Genomic DNA, 19,733 nt, shown 5'->3' on the forward strand with positions numbered 1-19,733 from the left:
GGTGAAGCAAAATGCCAGCTATTGTCGGGATTGCCCAGGTGCTTTCATTAGGGAGCAGTTCTATTTTTCATATTGGAGATGTATACAAAATGATGCCTTTGTCAAATGCCAAAACTTTTTCAGGAGCTGGTTCATTTAACACCGGTGAAAGTTTAAGGTTGCAAAATACTCAAAGTTCTACAAATGCACTTGATCCTGATTCCATTGATCAAGGAATTATTCTTAATGCTTAAGCGTAAGGGTGGTTCTGAATGAATTTTTATATTCAGCAGTCGATTCATATCCATTTTATCAAAATTGGCGGAATTACCAATTCCTCTGTCTTACAAATTGGCAGTGCCGGTATCATCAAGCCCACATCCCATTTATATAATACCGGTGGATTTACCGGGCCGGCTCCGTTAGCACATAAACCAGGTCCACCAACAACTTCCCCATTGCTTTTAGCGCCATCCGTTCCATTACAAGCACCCGTAACGTAAATCAAAGCTTATCGCGAGGTGATTTTATGCATCAAGATTATTACCAATACATTCAATGGCTGCAACAGTGTGTCCAATCACAAGAAAATCGGCTTGTTCGTTTAGAACAATTGGTACAACAAATGGCTGCTGAACTAAGACAAGTAAAAGAAAAGCCGCCGATTCATGTTGGTACAATTGAATACAAGTTTGACCAATTAAAGGTAGAAACGGTCGAAGGTACTCTAAATATTGGCTTGAATCCCTCTGATTTACAAGGAATTGAAGATTTTGCCACAGGTAATAAAGATATAAATACCCCTGTTCATCCAAAAGCACAAATGCAGCGGTCGATGGAAATAGAAGAGGATATTTATAACTATTTAGAAACAGATTTACCTAACATTATTGCCGAAACACAAACCAAATTAAATATTCATCCAAATGAGGCCTATTTATCATTCATCAAAGAGGATATTAAAAAACAACTTCCAAGCCGAATTGACTTCCATATAAAATCGGCTGCAGCACAAGCTCGAACAGAAGAAAACGTGAATGCGCTTAATGAGCATATTATTAATGCCATTAAGCAAGAAATCCAAAACGGAGTACATGCCTTTTTTCAACATTTACCTGAAAATCTGAAAGGAATGAACCAGCAATGATTTTTGAAGTTTATAACAGAGATATTTGCGTTGATTCGATCCGAGTCATTGGGGTTGCCAGCTCATCACTATTGATGGTTGGTGATACGCAAACCATTCAGCTCATGTCAACTTTTGATACCCCGGCCGAATCATTAATTATCGGTCCATTTGTCCCATTAGCTGCGGAAGTGTCCTAATCATGCTCCAACGTAGCTCTTATGTTGATCACGTCTATGTAAAAGTTACCTCCTTTTCCTCGATCGTGCAGCTTGGTGATTCCTGTATTATTAACGGATTCTCCCGGGCCTTAGCCGTACAAAGGGAGGCAGAAATTGAATATGGAAATGAAGGTAATTACGAAGCCTATCCCACTTTTTCAGAACCAATCCCATTTGAGCCTATCCATGAGAATGTTTCATTTCGATCACATCATCTTAATCCGATTATTAAAGTTAATAAACTAAATGTTATCGGGGTTTCTTCCGCATCAGTTTTACACGTTGGCAACAGTAATCACATTTCTATGGAAACAAGAGTAAAGCATATACGGCAGCTGCTTCCACAAAGTGAGGAACAAAGTAGATAAGGTCAGCATATCTTACCTTACGCCCATGTATAACGAGTTTAGAGAAAAGGATGTTTGATATGCCAGCGATAATTGGACCGGTTCAAATTATAAATGTCGGTGGGGGGATTGTCCAATTCGGCGACGCCGCCTGGATTTCCCCGAAAAGCAGCAGCAAGACATATGCTGGTTCAGGCGGCTTCAATACAGGAGGATTCATTGTTACAAATAGTGGTATAAACGGTACCAACGTGCTTGATACAAATCTAATTGACCAGCCGACAATTGGAAATAGCTAAAAAAGACATAAACCAATTAATGGTTTATGTCTTTTTCTATGGAAAAGGGGCGGAGCTACGCAAAAAGTAATCAGTATAACTAATTTTAGAACAATCAATTGATTTCTCACTTTGATTTTGAGATAGACTTGCTTCGCACACACCGCCTTTATTTTTTGTTCAAATTTAAGAAATGAGCCCCATCAAAGAAGAACAAATACCTTTCGGACACTTTTCGTTTCCATATTTGCTCAATTGCTTTTGTGTACAAATTAATTTGCAGTTTATAGCGATCTTCAAGAATTGGTCTAGCCTGTTCAAATCCCTCTTTAAACCGGCCAGTTATTCCATCAGATTTATAATCTAATAAAACAAGTCCATTTTCATCTTCGAAAATACAGTCAATGACCCCTTGAACAAATACATGTTCATTTTCGCCTTTCCAATCCATATACACTTCTTCGGCTGGAAGCGTCAAGGTAAAAGGAACTTCCCGCTGAACCCTGCCTGCAGCTGCCATTCGTTTGCCTAAAGGAGATTCAAAAAATTGTACTATAAGCTCTGGGTCAATGATCTGGGCTTGTTCCTCAGTAAGCAGCTCCTGGTCAATCATCAAATTCAATTGCTCGTTAATTGAATTAAGACTGACCTGTTTGGATATGTCCACATGCTGCATCACTAAATGCAGTGCCGTTCCTCGTTCTGCAGGTGACAATGATTTCTCTTGCATAAACCTTGGACGGTTTAAAATCGACTTTTTAAATTTCCGAACCAAATCAGTTCCGCTGTACTCATCTGAGATTTCCCGCTGTCTTTTTATCTCTGATACCGATTGTTTCGATCGATGGCTGGAAGCATCAGGATATAAATATTTCCATGAAAGGCGCTGATTTACTTCATCTGCAAATGGAGATTTTACAGGCACGATCTTCATTTCCTTCACAAGATTTAGAAATTCATCCTCGTCTTCTTCTTGAATCATCTCTTGTTTTTTAATATCCTCTGCAGTTAATCTCGTGATTTTCCATTTGGAGGGGTAACAGCTAATTTCCTCCGGAACAAGCGGATTGAGCAAGTTTGTTTGGACCAGCTCCTCACAATCATGGTGACGGATAAGTGCAGGGCCAATCCAATCAAGATAACTTTTTGCAGAAGCTCTCACATAGTCTTTTAACAACCACTCGTTATTTGCTGACCCTTCTTGCCATTGTTCGATTTGTTTCTCGGTATCCTTTACTGAGCCGATTAAATATAGCTTTTCTTTTGCTCTTGTCATCGCCACATAGAGAATTCGCATTTCCTCAGCAAGCATTTCCATTTTTTTCTTGCGTTTAAAGGCCAGTTGCGGCAGTGATGGATAGGAAAATCTTTTTTCTACATTTACATACCTTGCCGCAAAGCCGAACTCTTTATCGAGCATATATGGTTTTCGAAGATCCATCATATTAAAATTTCTGGCCAGCCCGGCAATAAACACAACCGGAAACTCGAGCCCTTTGCTGCTGTGAATCGTCATGATTCTGACGACATCCTCCTGCTCTCCAAGCGCCCGTGCGGCTCCAAGGTCACCGCCTCTTTCGGTCATTCTTTCAATGAACCGTAAAAAACGGAATAACCCGCGGAAGGATGTTTCTTCATATTGGCGGGCACGGTCGTATAATGCCCTTAAGTTCGCTTGTCGCTGTTTTCCTCCTGGAAGTCCGCCGACAAAATCATAAAACTGAGTATCCCGATATATTTGCCAAATTAATTCCGATAAAGAGCCTTGTCGAGCCATCGTCCGGAACTTACGGAGCAGGTCATAGAAGGTTCGTACTTTATCATAGAATCCTTCTTCATCTTCCAGCGGTTTTTGCCGGCAAAACAGCGAAACAGCATCCCAAAATGAGCCCATCTTTTGATGGATCCTTACTTTTGCCAACTCCTCCTCGTTAAGACCGACAATCGGAGACCGTAATACAGATGCTAACGGAATATCCTGGACTGGATTATCGATGACCTGCAATAAAGACATCATGATCGCCACTTCTGTTGCTTCAAAATACCCCGTTGACAAATTAGCATAAATTGGAATGCCCTGCTGCTTAAATTCTTCCATAATCTGCGGTGCCCATGTCATTGAACGCAGGAGAATCACCACATCCCGATACAAAAGCGGCCGCATTGATTTTGCTTTTGGATTATAAACTTGTGCACCGCCAGCGATTAGTTCTTTTATCTTTCCGGCCATAATCCTTGCTTCAAGCTGTGATTTTTCAAGATCAACTTGATCAAATTTGCTTTGTTCTGCAGCTGTATCCTCTGTTATCTCAGCAGAAGGCTCATTTCCCGCTTCAAGATCCATTAGCAACAGCTCGACCGGATAGGACTCTTTTTCAGGATAAGAAGCACCCGCTTTTAATTCTGCCCGTTCATCATATTCGATCTCGCCAACCTTTACCCCCATTATTTGCTTGAATAAAAAATTGGTAGCTTCCAATATCTCATGACGGCTTCTGAAATTGCAGGCGAGGTCAATCCTTACTCCAGCAGCCTTCCCATCATGGGTAAACTGATTATATTTTCCTAAAAATAAATTTGGTTCTGCCAACCGGAAACGATAAATGCTTTGTTTTACATCCCCAACCATAAACAGGTTTCCGAACTGCTCTTCATCCTTCGAAACAAGCTTTAAAATTGTTTCCTGCACCATGTTGACATCCTGATATTCATCGACAAATACCTCTTTAAAATGACTGCGATACGCTAATGCAGCATCCGACGGAAGCAATTCACCTTCTCGGCTGCTCTCGCTCGTTAAAATTTCAAGGCAATAATGCTCCAAATCCGAATAGTCAACGAGCCCCTTCTCCTGTTTCTTTACTGCAAATCGCTCCGAAAACGATTGAACAAGCTGAACAAGCGTTTGGATAATTGGTCTCATATTCTTCATATCCTGTAAAAAGCTTTCCGGTTTCCTTGAAAAAAGTTCATCCTGGAGATCTTGAATTTTTTTCTTTGCTTGATCGCGGAGCTTTTGAGCCTTTTCTGTTAGGGACTTATCATATTCATCACCTTTTACTGACTTTGCCCTTGAAAATGACCATGTTTGCATTGCCTGATAGAGTGTTTGCCAAGAATCCTTTTTAGCCAGAATAAGTGTATCAATTATCTGTAAATCGGCAATAAAATTATCTGCTTTTGGAGCGGGCCCCCCTGGAAGCTTAGTTAGCTCAAGTGCCCGTTTAATCATTTCTCTTGATGCTTCTAATTGGAGCTCGATATCATAAAGAAGAGCGTCAATAAATGGAAGCTCTTCAAGGTTTGTCACTGCTTCTACATCGTACATAGAAACAATCTTTTGTAAATATTGATCCGGCATCGGATTCGATCTCGCAAAATCAAAAATTACGCGAACAATCTCCTGTAAGTCAGTGTCACTCCGGTCATTTGTAAATGTATCAACGAGCGTGAAAAAAGCTTCATTATCTTTTTTTCCATACTCTTCTTCAAATAACTCATCGATGACTTCGTCTCTCAGTAATTGTGCTTCTGTTTCGTCTGCAATTCGAAAACCAGGATCCAAATCAATTAAATAATAATATTTACGAATTACCTCCATACAAAAGGAATGGAGTGTGGAAATGGATGCTTTATTTAACAGGCTCAACTGTGCTCGTAAATTTCTTGACTTCGGATCCTGAATAATAGCTGCTTCTAAAGCCTCACCAATCCGATGGCGCATCTCAGCGGCAGATGCACTTGTAAAAGTTACCACTAATAATTCATCAACATTCACTGGATCATCAGTAGAAAGGATCTTTTGAATAATCCGTTCAACCAAGACAGCCGTTTTTCCTGAACCTGCAGCGGCGGCAATGAGGATATTTTTATTTTTGGCCTTAATCGCCTTCCATTGATCCTCGGTCCAGGTTGCACTTTCAGGCTTTGGCGGGATATTTAAGACGTTATCCATTTTCCTTCTCCTCCCTTCTTATTAACTCAAACACTGCTTCATTTGATTGCGGAGTGAGGTTTCGATAGTGATTATTTTCAATTGCTTCATCAAATTGACAAACCGATTTATAAGCACAAAATGTGCAGGGTGTTTTTTCCTTTAATTTGTATGGAGCAATTTCGACATTTCCGTCAATAATCTCATTACCTGTCTTAACATAAAGCTCCCGAACATAGTGCCGTAAATCTTCAAATTCGTTCATGCTCGCAACCTTTGAGTTTTTCGTTAACGTTCCGTCCTTTTTAATGCCAGCAGAGATGATTTGCGAATTACCAGACTCCAGTGATTGATCCATCAACCGGATGACATTTTGATCACTAAGCATTAATCCGTTCATTTTAAATTTTTTCAGCAATTCTTCTTCAATTTGTTCTATCGTCAGCATTTTCGAAGAATGAATGATTGGGTTATGAACATGAAAATATAGCACACCCGCCGGGGTTGCTTCCATCTGAACCAACTCATTTGAATAGGTCATGATGATATCAAGATATGTCAGCATCTGCAGGGATAGGCCAAAATATACCTCACTTAAATTCAAGTCCTTTTCACTCGATTTATAATCAACTATTCTTAAATAGACACTATCCTTTTCGTCAACAGCTTTATCAACGCGGTCAATTCGTCCAACCAGTTCCATCTTTTTGCCATTTTTCAATGAGAAGGATAATGGCGGCAGCTTGCCTTTTGGTCCAAAGCCCAGCTCCAATTCAAGCGGAGAAAAACCGCTTAATTTTGCATGTTCACTTAGAACAAAGGATGCTCTTGTAATGATTTGCTCTAATTTCCGTTTTATATAGTGATGTCTGGCCGAGCTTAATAAAATTTCATTTTGCAGCCTTGGTGCCAGCGCGCTAACTGCTTGTTTTGCAAGATGTTCACACTGTTCTTTCGTTAAATTAGCCCAGGAAATGTTCTGCTCATTAACAATTTCGGCAATATGCTTTAATGCGGCGTGGAACAATTCTCCAATATCAGGGGCTTCCAAGCGGAAGATCTGCCGTTCACGAAGCTTCAAACCATGGCGGGCATAATGAGAAAATGGGCAGCCATTATAAAGCTCCATTCGTGAAACACTTGCTTGAATCGCATCACCGTATAATTCGTCCGCAACCTCATTAGTAAGCTTCGCTGTTTGATTTGTGTAGAACAAGCTTGAAAGGACCTTTTGAGCTTTGTCCTTCAATGGACCCTTTACATAATAATGATAAACATCCCACCAGAAATCATTTACCGGATAGTTTCTTTTTTTCAATTGAAGCTGGCTCGTCAAATAGGACAATGCTGTACTGGAGCTTGCAATGAAAGCCATCTGATCAGCTTCTGGAAGCTCAGCAGGATCGTTTTCATAAAAATGCTCATGATGGTTTGGAAAAAGCTCTCCGATTCTTTTTATATAGGACGACGGGATCAATGCTTTTCCCTCATCATTCGCAAGTGGATAGCTGATATAAAGCACCTCTGAGGGAGTTGTAAATGCTTTATAGGCTAAAAGGTTTTCATCAAGCAAACGTGTGCGGCTTGCCGGTGCCACCTTCATCCCTGCTGATAATAGCTGTTCACGGTCTTCATCAGCTAATATTCCGTCATCAGACATCTTCGCTGGAAGTACTCCTTCATTTAAGCCAATCACAAATGCTGCCTTGATTTCCGAGAGTCTTGATTTTTCCAAATCAGCAATAATTACCTGATCCAATGATGGAGGGATTAGGGAGAAATTCAATGAATCAAACCCAGCCTCCAAAATAGATGCAAATTGCTTAACCGCTATCTTTTCCTCTCCAAGAATTTCAACATATTGATCTAAAAGATCAATAACCGCGTTCCAAACCTGGTCATGCTCACGGACTTTAACTAGATTGCCGCTCTTTTCTGCTTCGTTTTTCCACTTTTCAAGCTTAGCGGGAATCTCCAATTCTTCTAAATATAAATAGACTGCTTCGCAGAGCTTCCGGCCAGAATCTGCCTTTTTCAAACGACGCGAAAGTCTTGAGATAGGAGCCGTTATCATCAGTCTTAATTCATTTATTTCCTGTTCTACTTTTTTGTCTGCATCGGTTTGAATGATCGAGTCAATTTCAAGTCCACTAATCCTTCGATACACCCAGCGATCCTTTCTTGTCCACTTCTCGCCCTTTATTCCATATGCTAGGACATAGTTTTCCAGCCTATCCATCTTTTCACGCAGCCGGCCTGGTGCTTCCTGAAGCGGAAATAATAGCTCCGTCTTGATGGCGCGAAAAATCGGCTCATACCTCCAGTAACTCGTAACAACCTCAAGACTTGAGCGAATGAATTCAATGAGCGGATGATTTAGCATCGTCCGTTTCTGATCAATAAAGTAGGGAATGTCAAAATCAGAGAAAACAGGCTCGACGATTTCATGATAGTCCCGGCCATTCCTAATTAGCACTGCAATATCTCGATAGCGGTACCCTTTTATCCTGACCAAATCAAAAATCTCTCTGGCAATCCCTTCAATTTCTGCTCTCCGGTTAACAGCCTGACCGATATGAACAGCGGATTCTCCTGAGAAAGGGGCAACAGGGAGACTATCAAATTTCGCTTCTAAATGCTGTAAAGATTGCTCGGCCCATTTTTTTGCCTCCGTTAAATGGACTGGGGCATCAATATGAATTCCTTCATTTTTTGCCAATTCGTATATGGAATTGCAGGCATTCCCAGATAACCGGAATAAATCTAGTTCATCAGGGGCTGAGTCAAGATAGAGCTTGTCCGTTGTGAATGAAATTGTTACCCGTTCGCAATGCTTTACTAATTTGGTGATGACGAGATATTCCTGCGGTGTAAAGCTGTAAAAACCATCTATATAGATTTCGGCATCCTTTAAGTATCGAGAGGAAGATGCTTTTTCAGCCAACAGCCGGAAGTAATCCTCTGAATCAATGTATTTATCAAATATAGCTTCTTCAAAACTTTTATAGATAATTTCCAAATCATTTAGCTTATCCTGTAAGGCCTTCGATGTTCCTGCCCTTAAACCTTCTTGGGTCAGTTCCTCCGGCCGGACACAATACCGTTTAAACTCAACCATCATTTGTTCAACCTGTTGAATGAATCCATTTTTATCGGCTGCGCGGTTAAATATCTTTAACTGTTCTTTTTTATCCTCAATGATTTTGCGAATAATCATACTGATTCCGACACTGCTTAGATGGTAACGGCTAATACCGCCGGTTTCTTGTAAAATCCTCCAAGCCAGGCGGGAAAAACTATAAACCTGGGCACGGATCATTCCTCCAAGTGCCGGGTCTGTTGATAGCCTGTATTCCGACAAGAATGTCATCTGTTCAGGAACAATATAAATAATCGGTGTACCGTCGGGATTCTCTATCAGCTGACTGCGGATTTCATCAAGAAACATCTCAGTTTTCCCGCTGCCCGTTCTTCCGATTACCATTCTTAACGACATAATTTAACCTCCAGTCTAGTAAATCCTTTCAGACTCGTTACCTTCCATTCTATCACAAAAGGGGCACAAACGTTTGGAAATCCATACATTACCTTTCCATAAATACTCCGAAATTGTACTTCTTAGTAAGTTTATTTTCTAGTTATATTAGTAAACAAAAAACATGCTTAGGATTCCAAGCATGCCTTTTGTTTAAAAGTGTACGTTTACCTCATTTAAGGGCCAGTATCTTAGGTCGACTTTTCCAACAACCTCTTTACTGGAAATAAAACCAAAGTGACGGCTATCCCAGCTTCCGAGGCGATTATCTCCAAGAACAAATAACTTCCCTCTTGGCACTGTTTTTTTACCGGTGATTTCCTCCAGCGTAAAGTCACCTGTAAACTTTCCTCCCGGCATTTTTTGCTTGTACACATCCAAGAAGGGTTCAGCTACCTTTTGCCCATTTACGAATAGTTGATCATTACGATAATCAATTTTATCTCCTGGCAGGCCAATAATTCGTTTAACATAATCCTCTTTTTTATTGGCGTGGAAAACAATTACGTCAAAACGTTGAAGATCATCAACCTGGTAACCGATTTTGTTGACAACCAGTTTATTCCCCTCTTGTAACGTCGGCATCATGGATTGACCTTCAACAACATAATTTGAAAAGAAAAATGTTCGAATAAAAGCAAAAATAATAATGCCAATCCCCAATGCTTTTACCCATTCGAGACCCTCTTTCTTCCATTCATCCCTCATTGAAACTCCTCCCATTTTCCTACCCTCTACTTCTATCTATTTCTCCATTATGGACGCTTTCCAAACTCTTATTCAATTTTACTTCAATTCTCTTGCCAAAATACCACAGAATAAAAATAATAATCGTTACAATTACCGATCGTAAGGGTTTTGTAAGTAAGGAATGAAGATCATAGCCGACAAAGCTTATTGTAAAAATCATTACCATTTTACCAATTAAAACAGCCAACCCGTATTGGACTATACTGATTTTCGAAAGTCCAGCAACGATGTTTACAAGCGCTGATGGAGTAAATGGAAAACAAATCATTAAAAAGAGCGGACCAAATCCATGCCTTTCTATCCATTTCATCAGTTTTTGAACTTTAGAATGCTTGGATAAAAAAGAAAAAATTCTTCGCTGACCGAATTTCCTGACAACTAAAAACACAATCAATGCACCCAGACAAGCACCTAGCCATGAATATAAAAAGCCCAGCCATAAACCAAATGCATTTGCATTTGCCATTACAAAGATAACGAGCGGAAGAATAGGTAAAAACGCCTCAATCATTGGCAGTAAGATACCGGGAATCGGCCCAAATGAACGATATTGCTTAATTAATTTCATGATATTTTCAAGCGTGAACCATTCTTCGAATGATCCAAAATCCATGGGCTCGCCTCCCTTTTTTTCTTTTCTACTCAGAAATAAATTGGTTGAATGCCTGCTTATTTTTCGCTAAGTCGACCGCCAAAACATCTCCTTCGCCTTTTATCCGTGGTTCTGTAAAACTGTTATCAACAGGAATCCTCAATGTTGGAACATTTCCTTTGTTTTTCGTTAAATAATCCTTGGCCATAAATAATATATCAGTGGTATTCATGTTCGTATTGATATACGGTTTTACCACTCCTACTAATTTAGGAAGCTTGGGAACAGTTTCAAATCCCATTAATTGTTTCCCTAATAAGTTAATCACCTTCTGCTGCCGCTGTACCCTGCCAAAGTCTCCAATGGCATCATGGCGAAAGCGAACATAACTAAGCAGCTGCTGCCCATTTAGCCTTTGTAACCCTGGATTTAAAGGGGGATCAACAAATGCTGACATTTTCTTTTCTACATCTACTTCAACCCCATTTGGAAAGGCTTCGTCAATTAATTGGACAAAGCCCTGGAAATCGACAATCGCATAATATTGGAGATCAATGCCAAAATTTTGTTTAAGGGTTTTCCGCATCAGTTCCGGGCCGCCATAGGCAAACGCAGAGTTTATTTTATGTTTCCCGTGACCCGGAATGGAAACATAGATATCCCGCATAATCGATGTAAGTTTAAACGTCCCTCTATTTTCATTATAAGAAGCCACCATAATCGTATCTGAACGGGAATTTTCTTTTTCCCTTGCGTCGCTTCCTAATAATAAAATATTCGTATCCCCATATTGGTCCTTTTGTCCTTCAAAGTTATAAAAAACCTGAGATTTTTTTTCAACTTTCTTTAATGATTGAGACACGCCTTGCTCATATTGAAAATAGGTATAACCAATAATTGCGATAACAAGCAAGACCAACGTAAGCAAAATAGCTTTCCATTTCTTCTTTTTCTTTTTTTGTTTTTGTTCATATCTCATTCATCAATCCATCCATTCAAAAAAATTATTTTACTACTACGCATTTTAAAAGTTAGTTTTCCCCAGCAGTTCTCTTCTATAAAAAACTTTCTCATATATCCCCTTACTTTTGCAACAAAAAACCGCTAACACTTGTAAGTATTGCGGTTTTTTTACTATTTTACTTTCCTTACGATAAGTTCACATGGACAATTGAAACCAATCCATTTTTATCGAAAGGGAAGTTGCGCTTTAAGCGGATTTTTTGTATGATAATAGCAAACGTATGTTCTTTTAAATAACCGAAAGGAGCATTTTCGACCGATGACGAAAATTCCTGAAGAAGACCGTAATATCATAGAAAAGGCTATTTATTTGCCAATGGTGTTAATTATTTTAAATCGTGATTTATCTGTAGTGGAAAAAAGTCCTTTTAAATTAAAAAAACCTTATGTGGACCTTATCGAGGAAACAATGAAAAGCATTCAAAGAGAGTTAGCAGAGGTAAAACAATATATGAAAATAAATAACCTTAAAGTATTGGAAACAAATCGGGACGATGCTTTTACAATGTATATGTTTTTATATAAAGGTTATGAAGAGCATCATAATTACTTTAATCCAAGAATTCGAAACAAAGTTCAAGAATTAATGGGAGTTTATTTCTCAAAAAAACACTCGTCCCGCCGGGAATAGACATTTACCTAACTCTGATGTTCAAAAAAATTACCCAGGCCATACTCACGCGAGGCCTCAGAAGCTTCAATAATTTTTGATCTGTTCATCACATAAAAAGATTTTCTTTCTGTCTGACCGATTCTTTGCATAAGCTTAGTTCTTAACAAGGCTGTTCGTAACATCTGATTTTCAAAAGAACTGTGTGATATCGGCAAAATAAAAGATTGCTTATTTTGAAAAGTAACTAGTGTTTGGCGGGGATCCGTTCGACGGTAATTCATGATGTGTTCATGAGAAACCCAAATACACTCAGATCGGGTAGGCGATGTGGTTGGAAAAAAATAGATGAAATTAGTCGGATCAATGACAATCGGAACCTTGTGTGTGATCCCGATTAACTGCTTTGTTCCTTCCTTTCTTCCTTCAAAGCTGCTGGAAAAATACTCACAGCTTTTTTTAATGATATCAAGCGGTTTAAATGGGGATAGAAATTCATCTTCTAGTTCATATATCTGTGAATACACCTTACTTCCATATACCACAGGTTTAATGAACATTGTATACGGATTTACCTCATACTCTTCAATTTGCCTCTGCTTCAATTTATTTCAACTCCTTTTCCATATTTTTTTCATCATAACATGATTATTCCATTATTTATCATGTGTCTAAAATTGTTACGAAATTATTCATAAAGTGAAACTTCTATCAGTGGGGTTTATTTTCATCCCCACTGATGGTTAGTTGCAGCCCACAGGATGTGGCGTTCTTAGTCTGTGTTCCTATAATCGGACTTTTACAAGCAATCGTTCCCCCACTTATCCTTGTTCTTCTACCCAAGTCCTAAAATGGATCTTACTGCCCGTTAAAGCGAGATAAAATTTTTTATATTTAAATTTTACAGAATTTTTAAAATTCACTGATTTTATATTGAAAACTCCATATAATATTAAAAAGCCACAGAGGTGATTTTCTTGAAGGATAAATCCTACACGGAATTAATGAAAATCAGTGCAATGAACCGCAATCAGGCGAAAGAGAATTTTATTCAAAATCTGTACATTGAAATAATGTTGGCTGAAATCCAATTAACCTTGGAAAAAGAAAAATTAGTAAAAAGAATTGACAATGCCATTGATGATAATGATAAAGAGACATTCCTCCTTTTATCCAAAGAATTTATAGAGCTTACCAAACGATTTGGAACATAGAAAAGCGGAAGCCCCCGTTTAGCGCTCGACAGGACTGGAGCTCGTCGACTGAAATAAAGGAATCACGAAGAGCGATAGCGCATTCGTGCTTGACTTATCGTAGGGAGATGGGCGAAGTACACTAGGCGCTGGGTGCTGAAGCTAGACAGTTATCAAAGTTTGAACTTTTATACTATTTATTACTACATCAACCTAAAAAAAAGAGCCTGTCATGGCTCTTTTTTTATTTCTTCTTTGTGTTTTACTTCATAGTCTTCGAGCATCGCAATCCGGTCAAGCATGGTTGGATGGTCGTACCTGAAAATTTTCACCAAAAGTGGTGGATTTACCTGACTAAGCCCAGAACGAGTAAGTTCTTGAAAAGATGTAATGGCATCTGCCGGATCTTTTGTCATATTGATTGCATACCGGTCTGCTCTTGTTTCTTCATAACGGGATATAAGATTAGTTAACGGGCTTGAAGCAAACAAAAGGATCGAAATGATAAGGAAAAAAAGCGGTAATGAACGAATATCCCTGACATCTGAAATCTTAAATTCCCTTCCCCAGCGCTTCACGGCCCAGTTCATAATCCGATAGGTTAAATACAGGCCAATGAGCGATAAGAGCAGATACAAGGCGATTCCATAATAAATATGTTTTTCAACGTAATGACACATTTCATGAGCCATAATAAATAAAATTTGATTGTCTGAGAGCCGGTTTAAAGTCGTATCCCAAAGAACAATTCTTGCATTCGAACCAATCCCAGTTACATAGGCATTCATCGAGTTTGTTTTTTTGGCCATATCCACTTCAAAAACTTGTTCAGCAGGAATATGCGCTTTATTAGCCATCACGAGGATTTTTGTTTCAAGCTCCTTATTTTTTAATGGGTAAAAATCGTTATATAGTGGATCAATAACTACAGGCTGCAAAAACATCATAAATAAAGTAAATGGAACAGATAGCAGCCATGCATATAGCCACCACCGTTTTTTACTTTTTTGCATGACCCAATACAAAATTGGGACAATAATCAGCATTGTACCGTAATTAATCCAAAAATCAATGAGCTCGTCCTTCATCCAAGATGGAAAGGTTTGAGTGGAAATATGATACGTCTTTGATAAGGAATAGCTAATAAACTCAAGTGGAAAGGTGGCCAGAAAAGCAAAAAAGGAAAGCCAAATCACATAAATAGCAATTTGAATAATTCTATATTTCGATGAACTTTCCGCCCATCGCTTAAAGGCCTTTGAAAGACCTAATAGTAAAATTAAAAAATAAAAAAGCCATTCAAAAGGTGTAGATAAGAAAAATAATAAGTTTCTTATTTTAGAATACTCTTCACTAAGCATTAATTCCCTGCCATTTAGAAAGGTAGCTGGATCGGCTTGTGTTCCTTGATATTCAAATGGTAAATTTGTATTGGAAAAATCGAATAAATACCAATAAAAAAACAATCCATATATAACATAGGCTAAAACTGCATAAACTCCCATTTTTCTAGCCATTCGGTGGTCCCCCTTTTTTGTACAGGCTCTCTATACTTAGTTTAGTTCAAAAACTCCTATTTAGAACAGAAAATAAAAAACGCGGAAGCGTCCGTTTAGCGCACGACAGGACTGGAGCACACCGACTGGGATAAGGTGAAACTTCATTCAGCGAATGTTTTTCTCGCTGTTTGTTAGTTCGACCGCGTATTAACGGGCAGTTGAGAATCTACTGCCCGTTAATACGCGGCAAAGGAAACACGAAGAGCGTAAGCGCATTCGTGCTTGACTTATCCCAGGGAGGTGGGGTGGGCGAAGTACACTAGTCGCTGGGCGCTGTAGCTAGACATAAAAAAAACTGCTTTGGAGCCGCCTTAAAATATAGAGGAGTAAACTGCCAATACAGCAATGGAGCCAAGCACAACAATAATGACATTTGCACCTAAAAAAGCGGTAATGAAAGCTGCTGCTGCTCCCAAAATTCCATACCAAATATCTTTTTGAAATAATAGTATGCCTGGAAATATTAACGCACCAAGTGTAGCATATGGAACATTTTTCAATACTCCCTGTATAAACGGAGGTAGCTCTTTGCCTTTAAAAATAACAAATGGCAGCATTCGTGGAATATAGGTAACCAGCCCCATCCCAATAATCATCAAGACAATTTTATTGCTCATATTTGTCACCCCGTTGTTTCCTTTTAAAACCCTCTGCGGCTTCAATAATAACTGCAGAAAGAATGGTAGCTGAAACAATTGCCCAACCCGGAGCCATTATTTTTCCAAAAGTAAATATTGAATTAAACACAGCAGCCATAGAAGCTAAAAAAACTGCTTTTACACTTTTTTTCATTGATGGAACTAAAAGTCCGATGAACATCGCATATAGAGCGACACCCATGCTTTCTTGCAAAGTCTGGGGAAGGCTTGACCCCACCAAATGGCCAAGCCCGGAGAAAACGACCCAGCTCCCATAAGCTACCGAAATAATTCCAAACATATACCCCGGTGTAACGTTTCCTTCTTTTGTTGCAGCAACCGAAAATGTTTCATCCGTAATCCCAAAGGCATAGATAATCTTGTTCGAGAGATGATCCTCTTCACTTTTTTCATTTAAAGAAGTAGCCATTAGAAAATGGCGGATATTCACAATAAACGTTGTTAATATAATTTCAAAAATTCCCGTTCCAAGGGTAATAAGGCTCAAAGATATGTATTGTGATGCCCCAGCAAAAACAATAACACTCATTAATACTGTTTCATAGATCGATAATCCCGAAGTTTTGGCCAGTAGTCCAAATGTTAGGGCAATCGGAAAATAACCAATTCCAATGCTAATCCCAGCTTGAAATCCCCTTTTAAATTCAGATGCATCTTTTTCTAATGTAAGATCTGCCAACTTTACCATCTCTCTCCTTCAAAAAGGTTCTCTTCATAAGAATATATTTTAACAAATATTCAATTTTATATAAACCTCCAAAAAGAAAAAGACACGCTGAAATTAGCAATGTCTTCTTCTTTTTTTGGGGCTGTATTAATTATATTTTTCATTTCAACGCAAGGACTTATTTAATAAAGTAAGTTAAGGAATTCATCCTTCGATACGTTTCCAAAATAATAGGTTGTATCCACATCCGCTAAGGCTTTTTCCAATTCACCTTTTTCATAGCGCGTATTTTTGAGTTTGTTTTCAATCTCACTCACATCGCCGACACCAAAGAAGTCACCATATATTTTACAGCCTTCTATTACGCCCTTGTTCACCTCTAACCGTACATCTATTTGTCCGACAGGGAACCGATGAGAATGCTGTAAATTAAATTTTGGTGATTTTCCATAATTCCATTCCCAATTTTGATAGCGTTCCTTTGAAAGCAGATTGATTTTCTCCCAATCTTCAGTGGTAAGTTGGTATTCAGGGATATCATTTTGACCTCCAAAAATACTTTTTAATAACAATGAGCGGAACTCTTCAATTGATAATTTATCGGATAAAAATTCAGAAATATTAGCAACCCGGCCGCGAACTGATTTAATCCCTTTTGATTCAATTTTGTCTTTTTTCACTTTTAAAGCAGAAGCTACATTTTCCATTTCGGAATTAAGCAAAAGGGTCCCATGGCTAAACATTCTGCCTCCTGTTGAAAATTGAGCATTTCCGGAAATCTTCTTCCCCTCTGCCTCGATATCATTTCTACCGCTTAATTCAGCATTTACACCCAAGTTTTTAAGAGCAGCAATAACCGGTTCAGTGAACTTCCGGAAATTATGAAAACTTTCCCCATCATCCTTAGTAATAAAGCTAAAATTCAGGTTTCCCAAATCATGATAAACCGCCCCGCCGCCCGAAAGTCGTCGAACAACGTGAATGCCATTTTTTTCAACATAGTCGGTATTGATTTCTTCAATTGTATTTTGATTTCTTCCAATAATGATGGAAGGCTCATTTATGTAAAATAATAAATACGTTTCATTTATATCCAAATTTTTTAGTGCATACTCCTCAACAGCCAAATTGATACGTGGATCTGTAATGCCTTTGTTATCAATAAATAACATCGATTGTTTTGCTCCTTTATAGTGAAATCGTTAAAAATTCCTCTGCAAGTTTAATTATACCAGAATACTTTGTTGAAGCCTCACTGATTAACTCCCTGGTATTTCCATAATGGGGCAGATGGGTAAGACAAAGCTGTTTAGCAAGGGCCTGCTGAGCAAGTTCACCCGCTTCGATACTCGTCATATGACCAGCTTGCTTTCCATCTTGATTTCCGTAAAAATTACATTCACACAATAGTAAATCAGCCTGTGTACTAAAATCAATCAGCTCGTTTTTGAAAGAGCCGTCACCCGTATACACAAGTGTTGTTCCACCCGCCTCAATCCTCATCGCATAGCATGGAACAGGATGATCCGTCTTTAGAAAAGTAATTTGAAAAGGACCAACCGATATACTTTTAGAAGGATCGAGCGCAATTCCCTTTGTAATATCTTTATAGGTCAGCTTTGAAAATTCATTCTGATTAAAATGATGGCCCAAAATAGGCAAAGTTGTCATTTGTTTACCTAGGTATCCTTGGATCAGTCGCGCATGCTGCAGAACTCCAATATCAGCAATATGGTCAGGATGATAATGAGAAATAATCACGGCATCAAGCTCTTCCGGCCGCAGCACATTCTGAAGCTTTGCCAGAACACCACTTCCACAATCAATCAAGAGATTAAACCCATTATGCTCCAACAAGTAACCTGAACTGGCACCATTTTTTTTCGGGTACCCTCCCCAAAATCCAATAACAGTCAGCTTCATTTTTAAAACTCCCTTCAAAAAGAATCACCTTTTTATTAATATACTCAAAAGTTTTCAACCTTTCAGATTTAGTTCTGTGTACAAGTACAATTTTTTGACAATTTTACCCTGTTATATTACAATAAAATATGTCAATGAAGAACATTTATTGTATGTGTAGCGATAACTTCCCTTCTTTGTTATGACTGCTATTCATACATCCCTTCCTCAATAGTTTCCTTGCAAAACCAGCCTTTATATGAGGCTGGTCTTTTTTTTTATAAAAAATGACTTTAGGCAAAAAATTAACAAAATAGATAAAATTACTTTCTATTATTTCATAATTTTTTTATAAAATTAATGAGTAGCCTATCAATTCAAAGAGGAAGTGAATCATGACAGTAAAACCTCGGTCTGTATCACTTGAATTAAGTGCATTAAGGTCTTTAAACACACGAATGGACTTATCAGCAGAAGATAAAAAGCACTATGTAAACCTGGAAAAAGGTTATCAAGGGGAGGTAATGTTTGACCAATTAACAGTAAAACTTCACAATGGCATGTTAGTAATAAACGATTTATGTCTTGAGTTTAACAACACCATTTTCCAAATTGATACGTTAATCATTTCTCAATATACCATTTACCTTTTCGAAGTAAAAAATTATGATGGTGATTTTTATTATGAGTCAGACAGTTTCAAAACGTTATCCGAGAAGGAAATTCTAAATCCTTTGGACCAATTAAAACGCTGTAAAATCTTACTTCAACAGTTACTGCGAAGCCTTGGGTTTCAGCTACCTATTGAAGGTTACGTAGTTTTCATTAACCCCAAGTTCACTTTATACCAAGCCCCTTTAAAAGCACCAATTATTTTTCCAACTCAGCTGTATCGTTTTATGAATACATTAAATCAGAAACCGTCAAAATTAACTGATCTGCACAGGAAGATGGCGGATCAATTAATCTCAATACACAAAATTATTTCCCCTTATACTAAATTACCAACCTACGAATATGAACAACTTGTAAAGGGGTTAATCTGCTCTGAGTGCTATTCGTTTATGATTTATGACGGAGAAAGGAAAGTAATTTGTGAGAAATGTGGATGTCACGAAGTTGCAGATTCTGCTATTTTAAGGAGCATAGAGGAAATAAAGATACTTTTTCCGAATAAAAAAATTACAACTGATTGTGTATTTAATTGGTGTAAGGAAATTGATTCTAAAAAGAAAATCAGAAGGATCTTAAAGGAAAACTATAAAATGGTTGGATATGGAAAATGGGGCTATTTTGAATGAATGAGTTGATTGATTCCACTTTATACTAATTAATCTTTGGGTGACTGAGGAGACATC

Annotated in this window: 20 protein-coding genes; 9 read left to right on the forward strand and 11 right to left on the reverse strand. The window is 38.3% G+C overall.

All coding sequences use genetic code 11. The features are described 5' to 3' along the window. Positions 1 to 11 precede the first annotated feature (11 nt). The 6 genes from JN080_RS17590 to JN080_RS17615 are packed head-to-tail and all read left to right on the forward strand — an operon-like array spanning position 12 to position 1,972. Positions 12 to 233: a spore germination protein gene (locus tag JN080_RS17590; RefSeq protein WP_256237292.1), complete on the forward strand. Its 222-nt coding sequence runs from the start codon at positions 12 to 14 to the stop codon at positions 231 to 233. 18 nt (positions 234 to 251) lie between these two features. Next, on the forward strand, positions 252 to 482 hold the full coding sequence (locus JN080_RS17595) for a spore germination protein GerPB (protein ID WP_256237293.1): 231 nt from the start codon (positions 252 to 254) through the stop codon (positions 480 to 482). A 26-nt stretch (positions 483 to 508) separates the two neighbouring features. Continuing rightward, the gene (gerPC, locus tag JN080_RS17600; RefSeq protein WP_256237294.1) at positions 509 to 1,126 is read left to right on the forward strand and encodes a spore germination protein GerPC; all 618 of its coding nucleotides are present in this window, start codon (positions 509 to 511) and stop codon (positions 1,124 to 1,126) included. Further along, complete coding sequence (locus JN080_RS17605; RefSeq protein ID WP_256237295.1) at positions 1,123 to 1,305, forward strand: spore gernimation protein GerPD; 183 nt, start codon at positions 1,123 to 1,125, stop codon at positions 1,303 to 1,305. The genes gerPC and JN080_RS17605 overlap by 4 nt, the downstream gene beginning before the upstream one ends. A gap of 2 nt (positions 1,306 to 1,307) precedes the next feature. Beyond that, positions 1,308 to 1,694: a spore germination protein GerPE gene (locus tag JN080_RS17610; RefSeq protein WP_256237296.1), complete on the forward strand. Its 387-nt coding sequence runs from the start codon at positions 1,308 to 1,310 to the stop codon at positions 1,692 to 1,694. 59 nt (positions 1,695 to 1,753) lie between these two features. Continuing rightward, positions 1,754 to 1,972 (forward strand): spore germination protein, encoded by a 219-nt coding sequence (locus JN080_RS17615; protein WP_256237297.1) that lies wholly within the window; start codon positions 1,754 to 1,756, stop codon positions 1,970 to 1,972. Positions 1,973 to 2,120: 148 nt separating this feature from the next. Here JN080_RS17615 and addA read toward each other — a convergent pair whose 3' ends face one another. The 5 genes from addA to JN080_RS17640 form a co-directional block, all read right to left on the reverse strand. Continuing rightward, positions 2,121 to 5,906, reverse strand: coding sequence for a helicase-exonuclease AddAB subunit AddA (addA, locus tag JN080_RS17620; RefSeq protein ID WP_256237298.1), 3,786 nt, complete (start codon positions 5,904 to 5,906; stop codon positions 2,121 to 2,123). Then, positions 5,899 to 9,381 (reverse strand): helicase-exonuclease AddAB subunit AddB, encoded by a 3,483-nt coding sequence (addB, locus tag JN080_RS17625; protein ID WP_256237299.1) that lies wholly within the window; start codon positions 9,379 to 9,381, stop codon positions 5,899 to 5,901. Before addB ends, addA begins: the two co-directional genes overlap by 8 nt. Before the next feature lie 192 nt (positions 9,382 to 9,573). Further along, positions 9,574 to 10,128, reverse strand: coding sequence for a signal peptidase I (lepB, locus tag JN080_RS17630; protein WP_256237300.1), 555 nt, complete (start codon positions 10,126 to 10,128; stop codon positions 9,574 to 9,576). A 19-nt stretch (positions 10,129 to 10,147) separates the two neighbouring features. Beyond that, positions 10,148 to 10,783 (reverse strand): TVP38/TMEM64 family protein, encoded by a 636-nt coding sequence (locus tag JN080_RS17635; RefSeq protein WP_256237302.1) that lies wholly within the window; start codon positions 10,781 to 10,783, stop codon positions 10,148 to 10,150. Positions 10,784 to 10,808: 25 nt separating this feature from the next. Beyond that, positions 10,809 to 11,741, reverse strand: a complete 933-nt coding sequence (locus JN080_RS17640; RefSeq protein WP_256237303.1) for an LCP family protein — start codon at positions 11,739 to 11,741, stop codon at positions 10,809 to 10,811. A gap of 303 nt (positions 11,742 to 12,044) precedes the next feature. Between JN080_RS17640 and JN080_RS17645 the strand changes: the two genes are divergently transcribed. Then, the gene (locus tag JN080_RS17645; RefSeq protein WP_256237304.1) at positions 12,045 to 12,416 is read left to right on the forward strand and encodes a YhjD family protein; all 372 of its coding nucleotides are present in this window, start codon (positions 12,045 to 12,047) and stop codon (positions 12,414 to 12,416) included. 8 nt (positions 12,417 to 12,424) lie between these two features. Here JN080_RS17645 and JN080_RS17650 read toward each other — a convergent pair whose 3' ends face one another. Beyond that, positions 12,425 to 13,000, reverse strand: coding sequence for a competence protein ComK (locus JN080_RS17650; RefSeq protein WP_256237305.1), 576 nt, complete (start codon positions 12,998 to 13,000; stop codon positions 12,425 to 12,427). Positions 13,001 to 13,363: 363 nt separating this feature from the next. Here JN080_RS17650 and JN080_RS17655 point away from each other — a divergent pair, with 363 nt between their 5' ends. After that, on the forward strand, positions 13,364 to 13,609 hold the full coding sequence (locus JN080_RS17655) for an IDEAL domain-containing protein (RefSeq protein ID WP_309144690.1): 246 nt from the start codon (positions 13,364 to 13,366) through the stop codon (positions 13,607 to 13,609). A 209-nt stretch (positions 13,610 to 13,818) separates the two neighbouring features. On the opposite strand, the gene JN080_RS17660 is transcribed toward JN080_RS17655, so the two are convergent. The 5 genes from JN080_RS17660 to JN080_RS17680 all read right to left on the reverse strand — a co-directional run bounded on the left by JN080_RS17660 (position 13,819) and on the right by JN080_RS17680 (position 18,396). Continuing rightward, positions 13,819 to 15,105 carry a M48 family metallopeptidase gene (locus JN080_RS17660; protein WP_256237307.1) on the reverse strand — a complete coding sequence of 429 codons (1,287 nt, stop codon included), beginning with the start codon at positions 15,103 to 15,105 and terminating at the stop codon, positions 13,819 to 13,821. A 353-nt stretch (positions 15,106 to 15,458) separates the two neighbouring features. Continuing rightward, the gene (locus tag JN080_RS17665) at positions 15,459 to 15,764 is read right to left on the reverse strand and encodes an AzlD domain-containing protein (RefSeq protein WP_256237308.1); all 306 of its coding nucleotides are present in this window, start codon (positions 15,762 to 15,764) and stop codon (positions 15,459 to 15,461) included. Beyond that, entirely contained in the window at positions 15,754 to 16,485 is a 732-nt protein-coding gene (locus JN080_RS17670) for an AzlC family ABC transporter permease (RefSeq protein WP_256237309.1), read from the reverse strand. Before JN080_RS17670 ends, JN080_RS17665 begins: the two co-directional genes overlap by 11 nt. A 170-nt stretch (positions 16,486 to 16,655) precedes the next feature. Next, a complete protein-coding gene (lplA, locus tag JN080_RS17675; protein ID WP_256237310.1) occupies positions 16,656 to 17,645 on the reverse strand; it encodes a lipoate--protein ligase in 990 nt (329 codons plus the stop codon). Between the two features lie 16 nt (positions 17,646 to 17,661). Further along, on the reverse strand, positions 17,662 to 18,396 hold the full coding sequence (locus tag JN080_RS17680) for an MBL fold metallo-hydrolase (protein ID WP_256237311.1): 735 nt from the start codon (positions 18,394 to 18,396) through the stop codon (positions 17,662 to 17,664). A gap of 374 nt (positions 18,397 to 18,770) precedes the next feature. Here JN080_RS17680 and JN080_RS17685 point away from each other — a divergent pair, with 374 nt between their 5' ends. After that, positions 18,771 to 19,676, forward strand: coding sequence for a nuclease-related domain-containing protein (locus JN080_RS17685; RefSeq protein ID WP_256237312.1), 906 nt, complete (start codon positions 18,771 to 18,773; stop codon positions 19,674 to 19,676). The last annotated feature ends 57 nt before the right edge of the window (positions 19,677 to 19,733 follow it).

The sequence above is a fragment of the Bacillus sp. EB600 genome (genome assembly GCF_024494385.1).
Taxonomy (GTDB): domain Bacteria; phylum Bacillota; class Bacilli; order Bacillales; family Cytobacillaceae; genus JAEVLT01.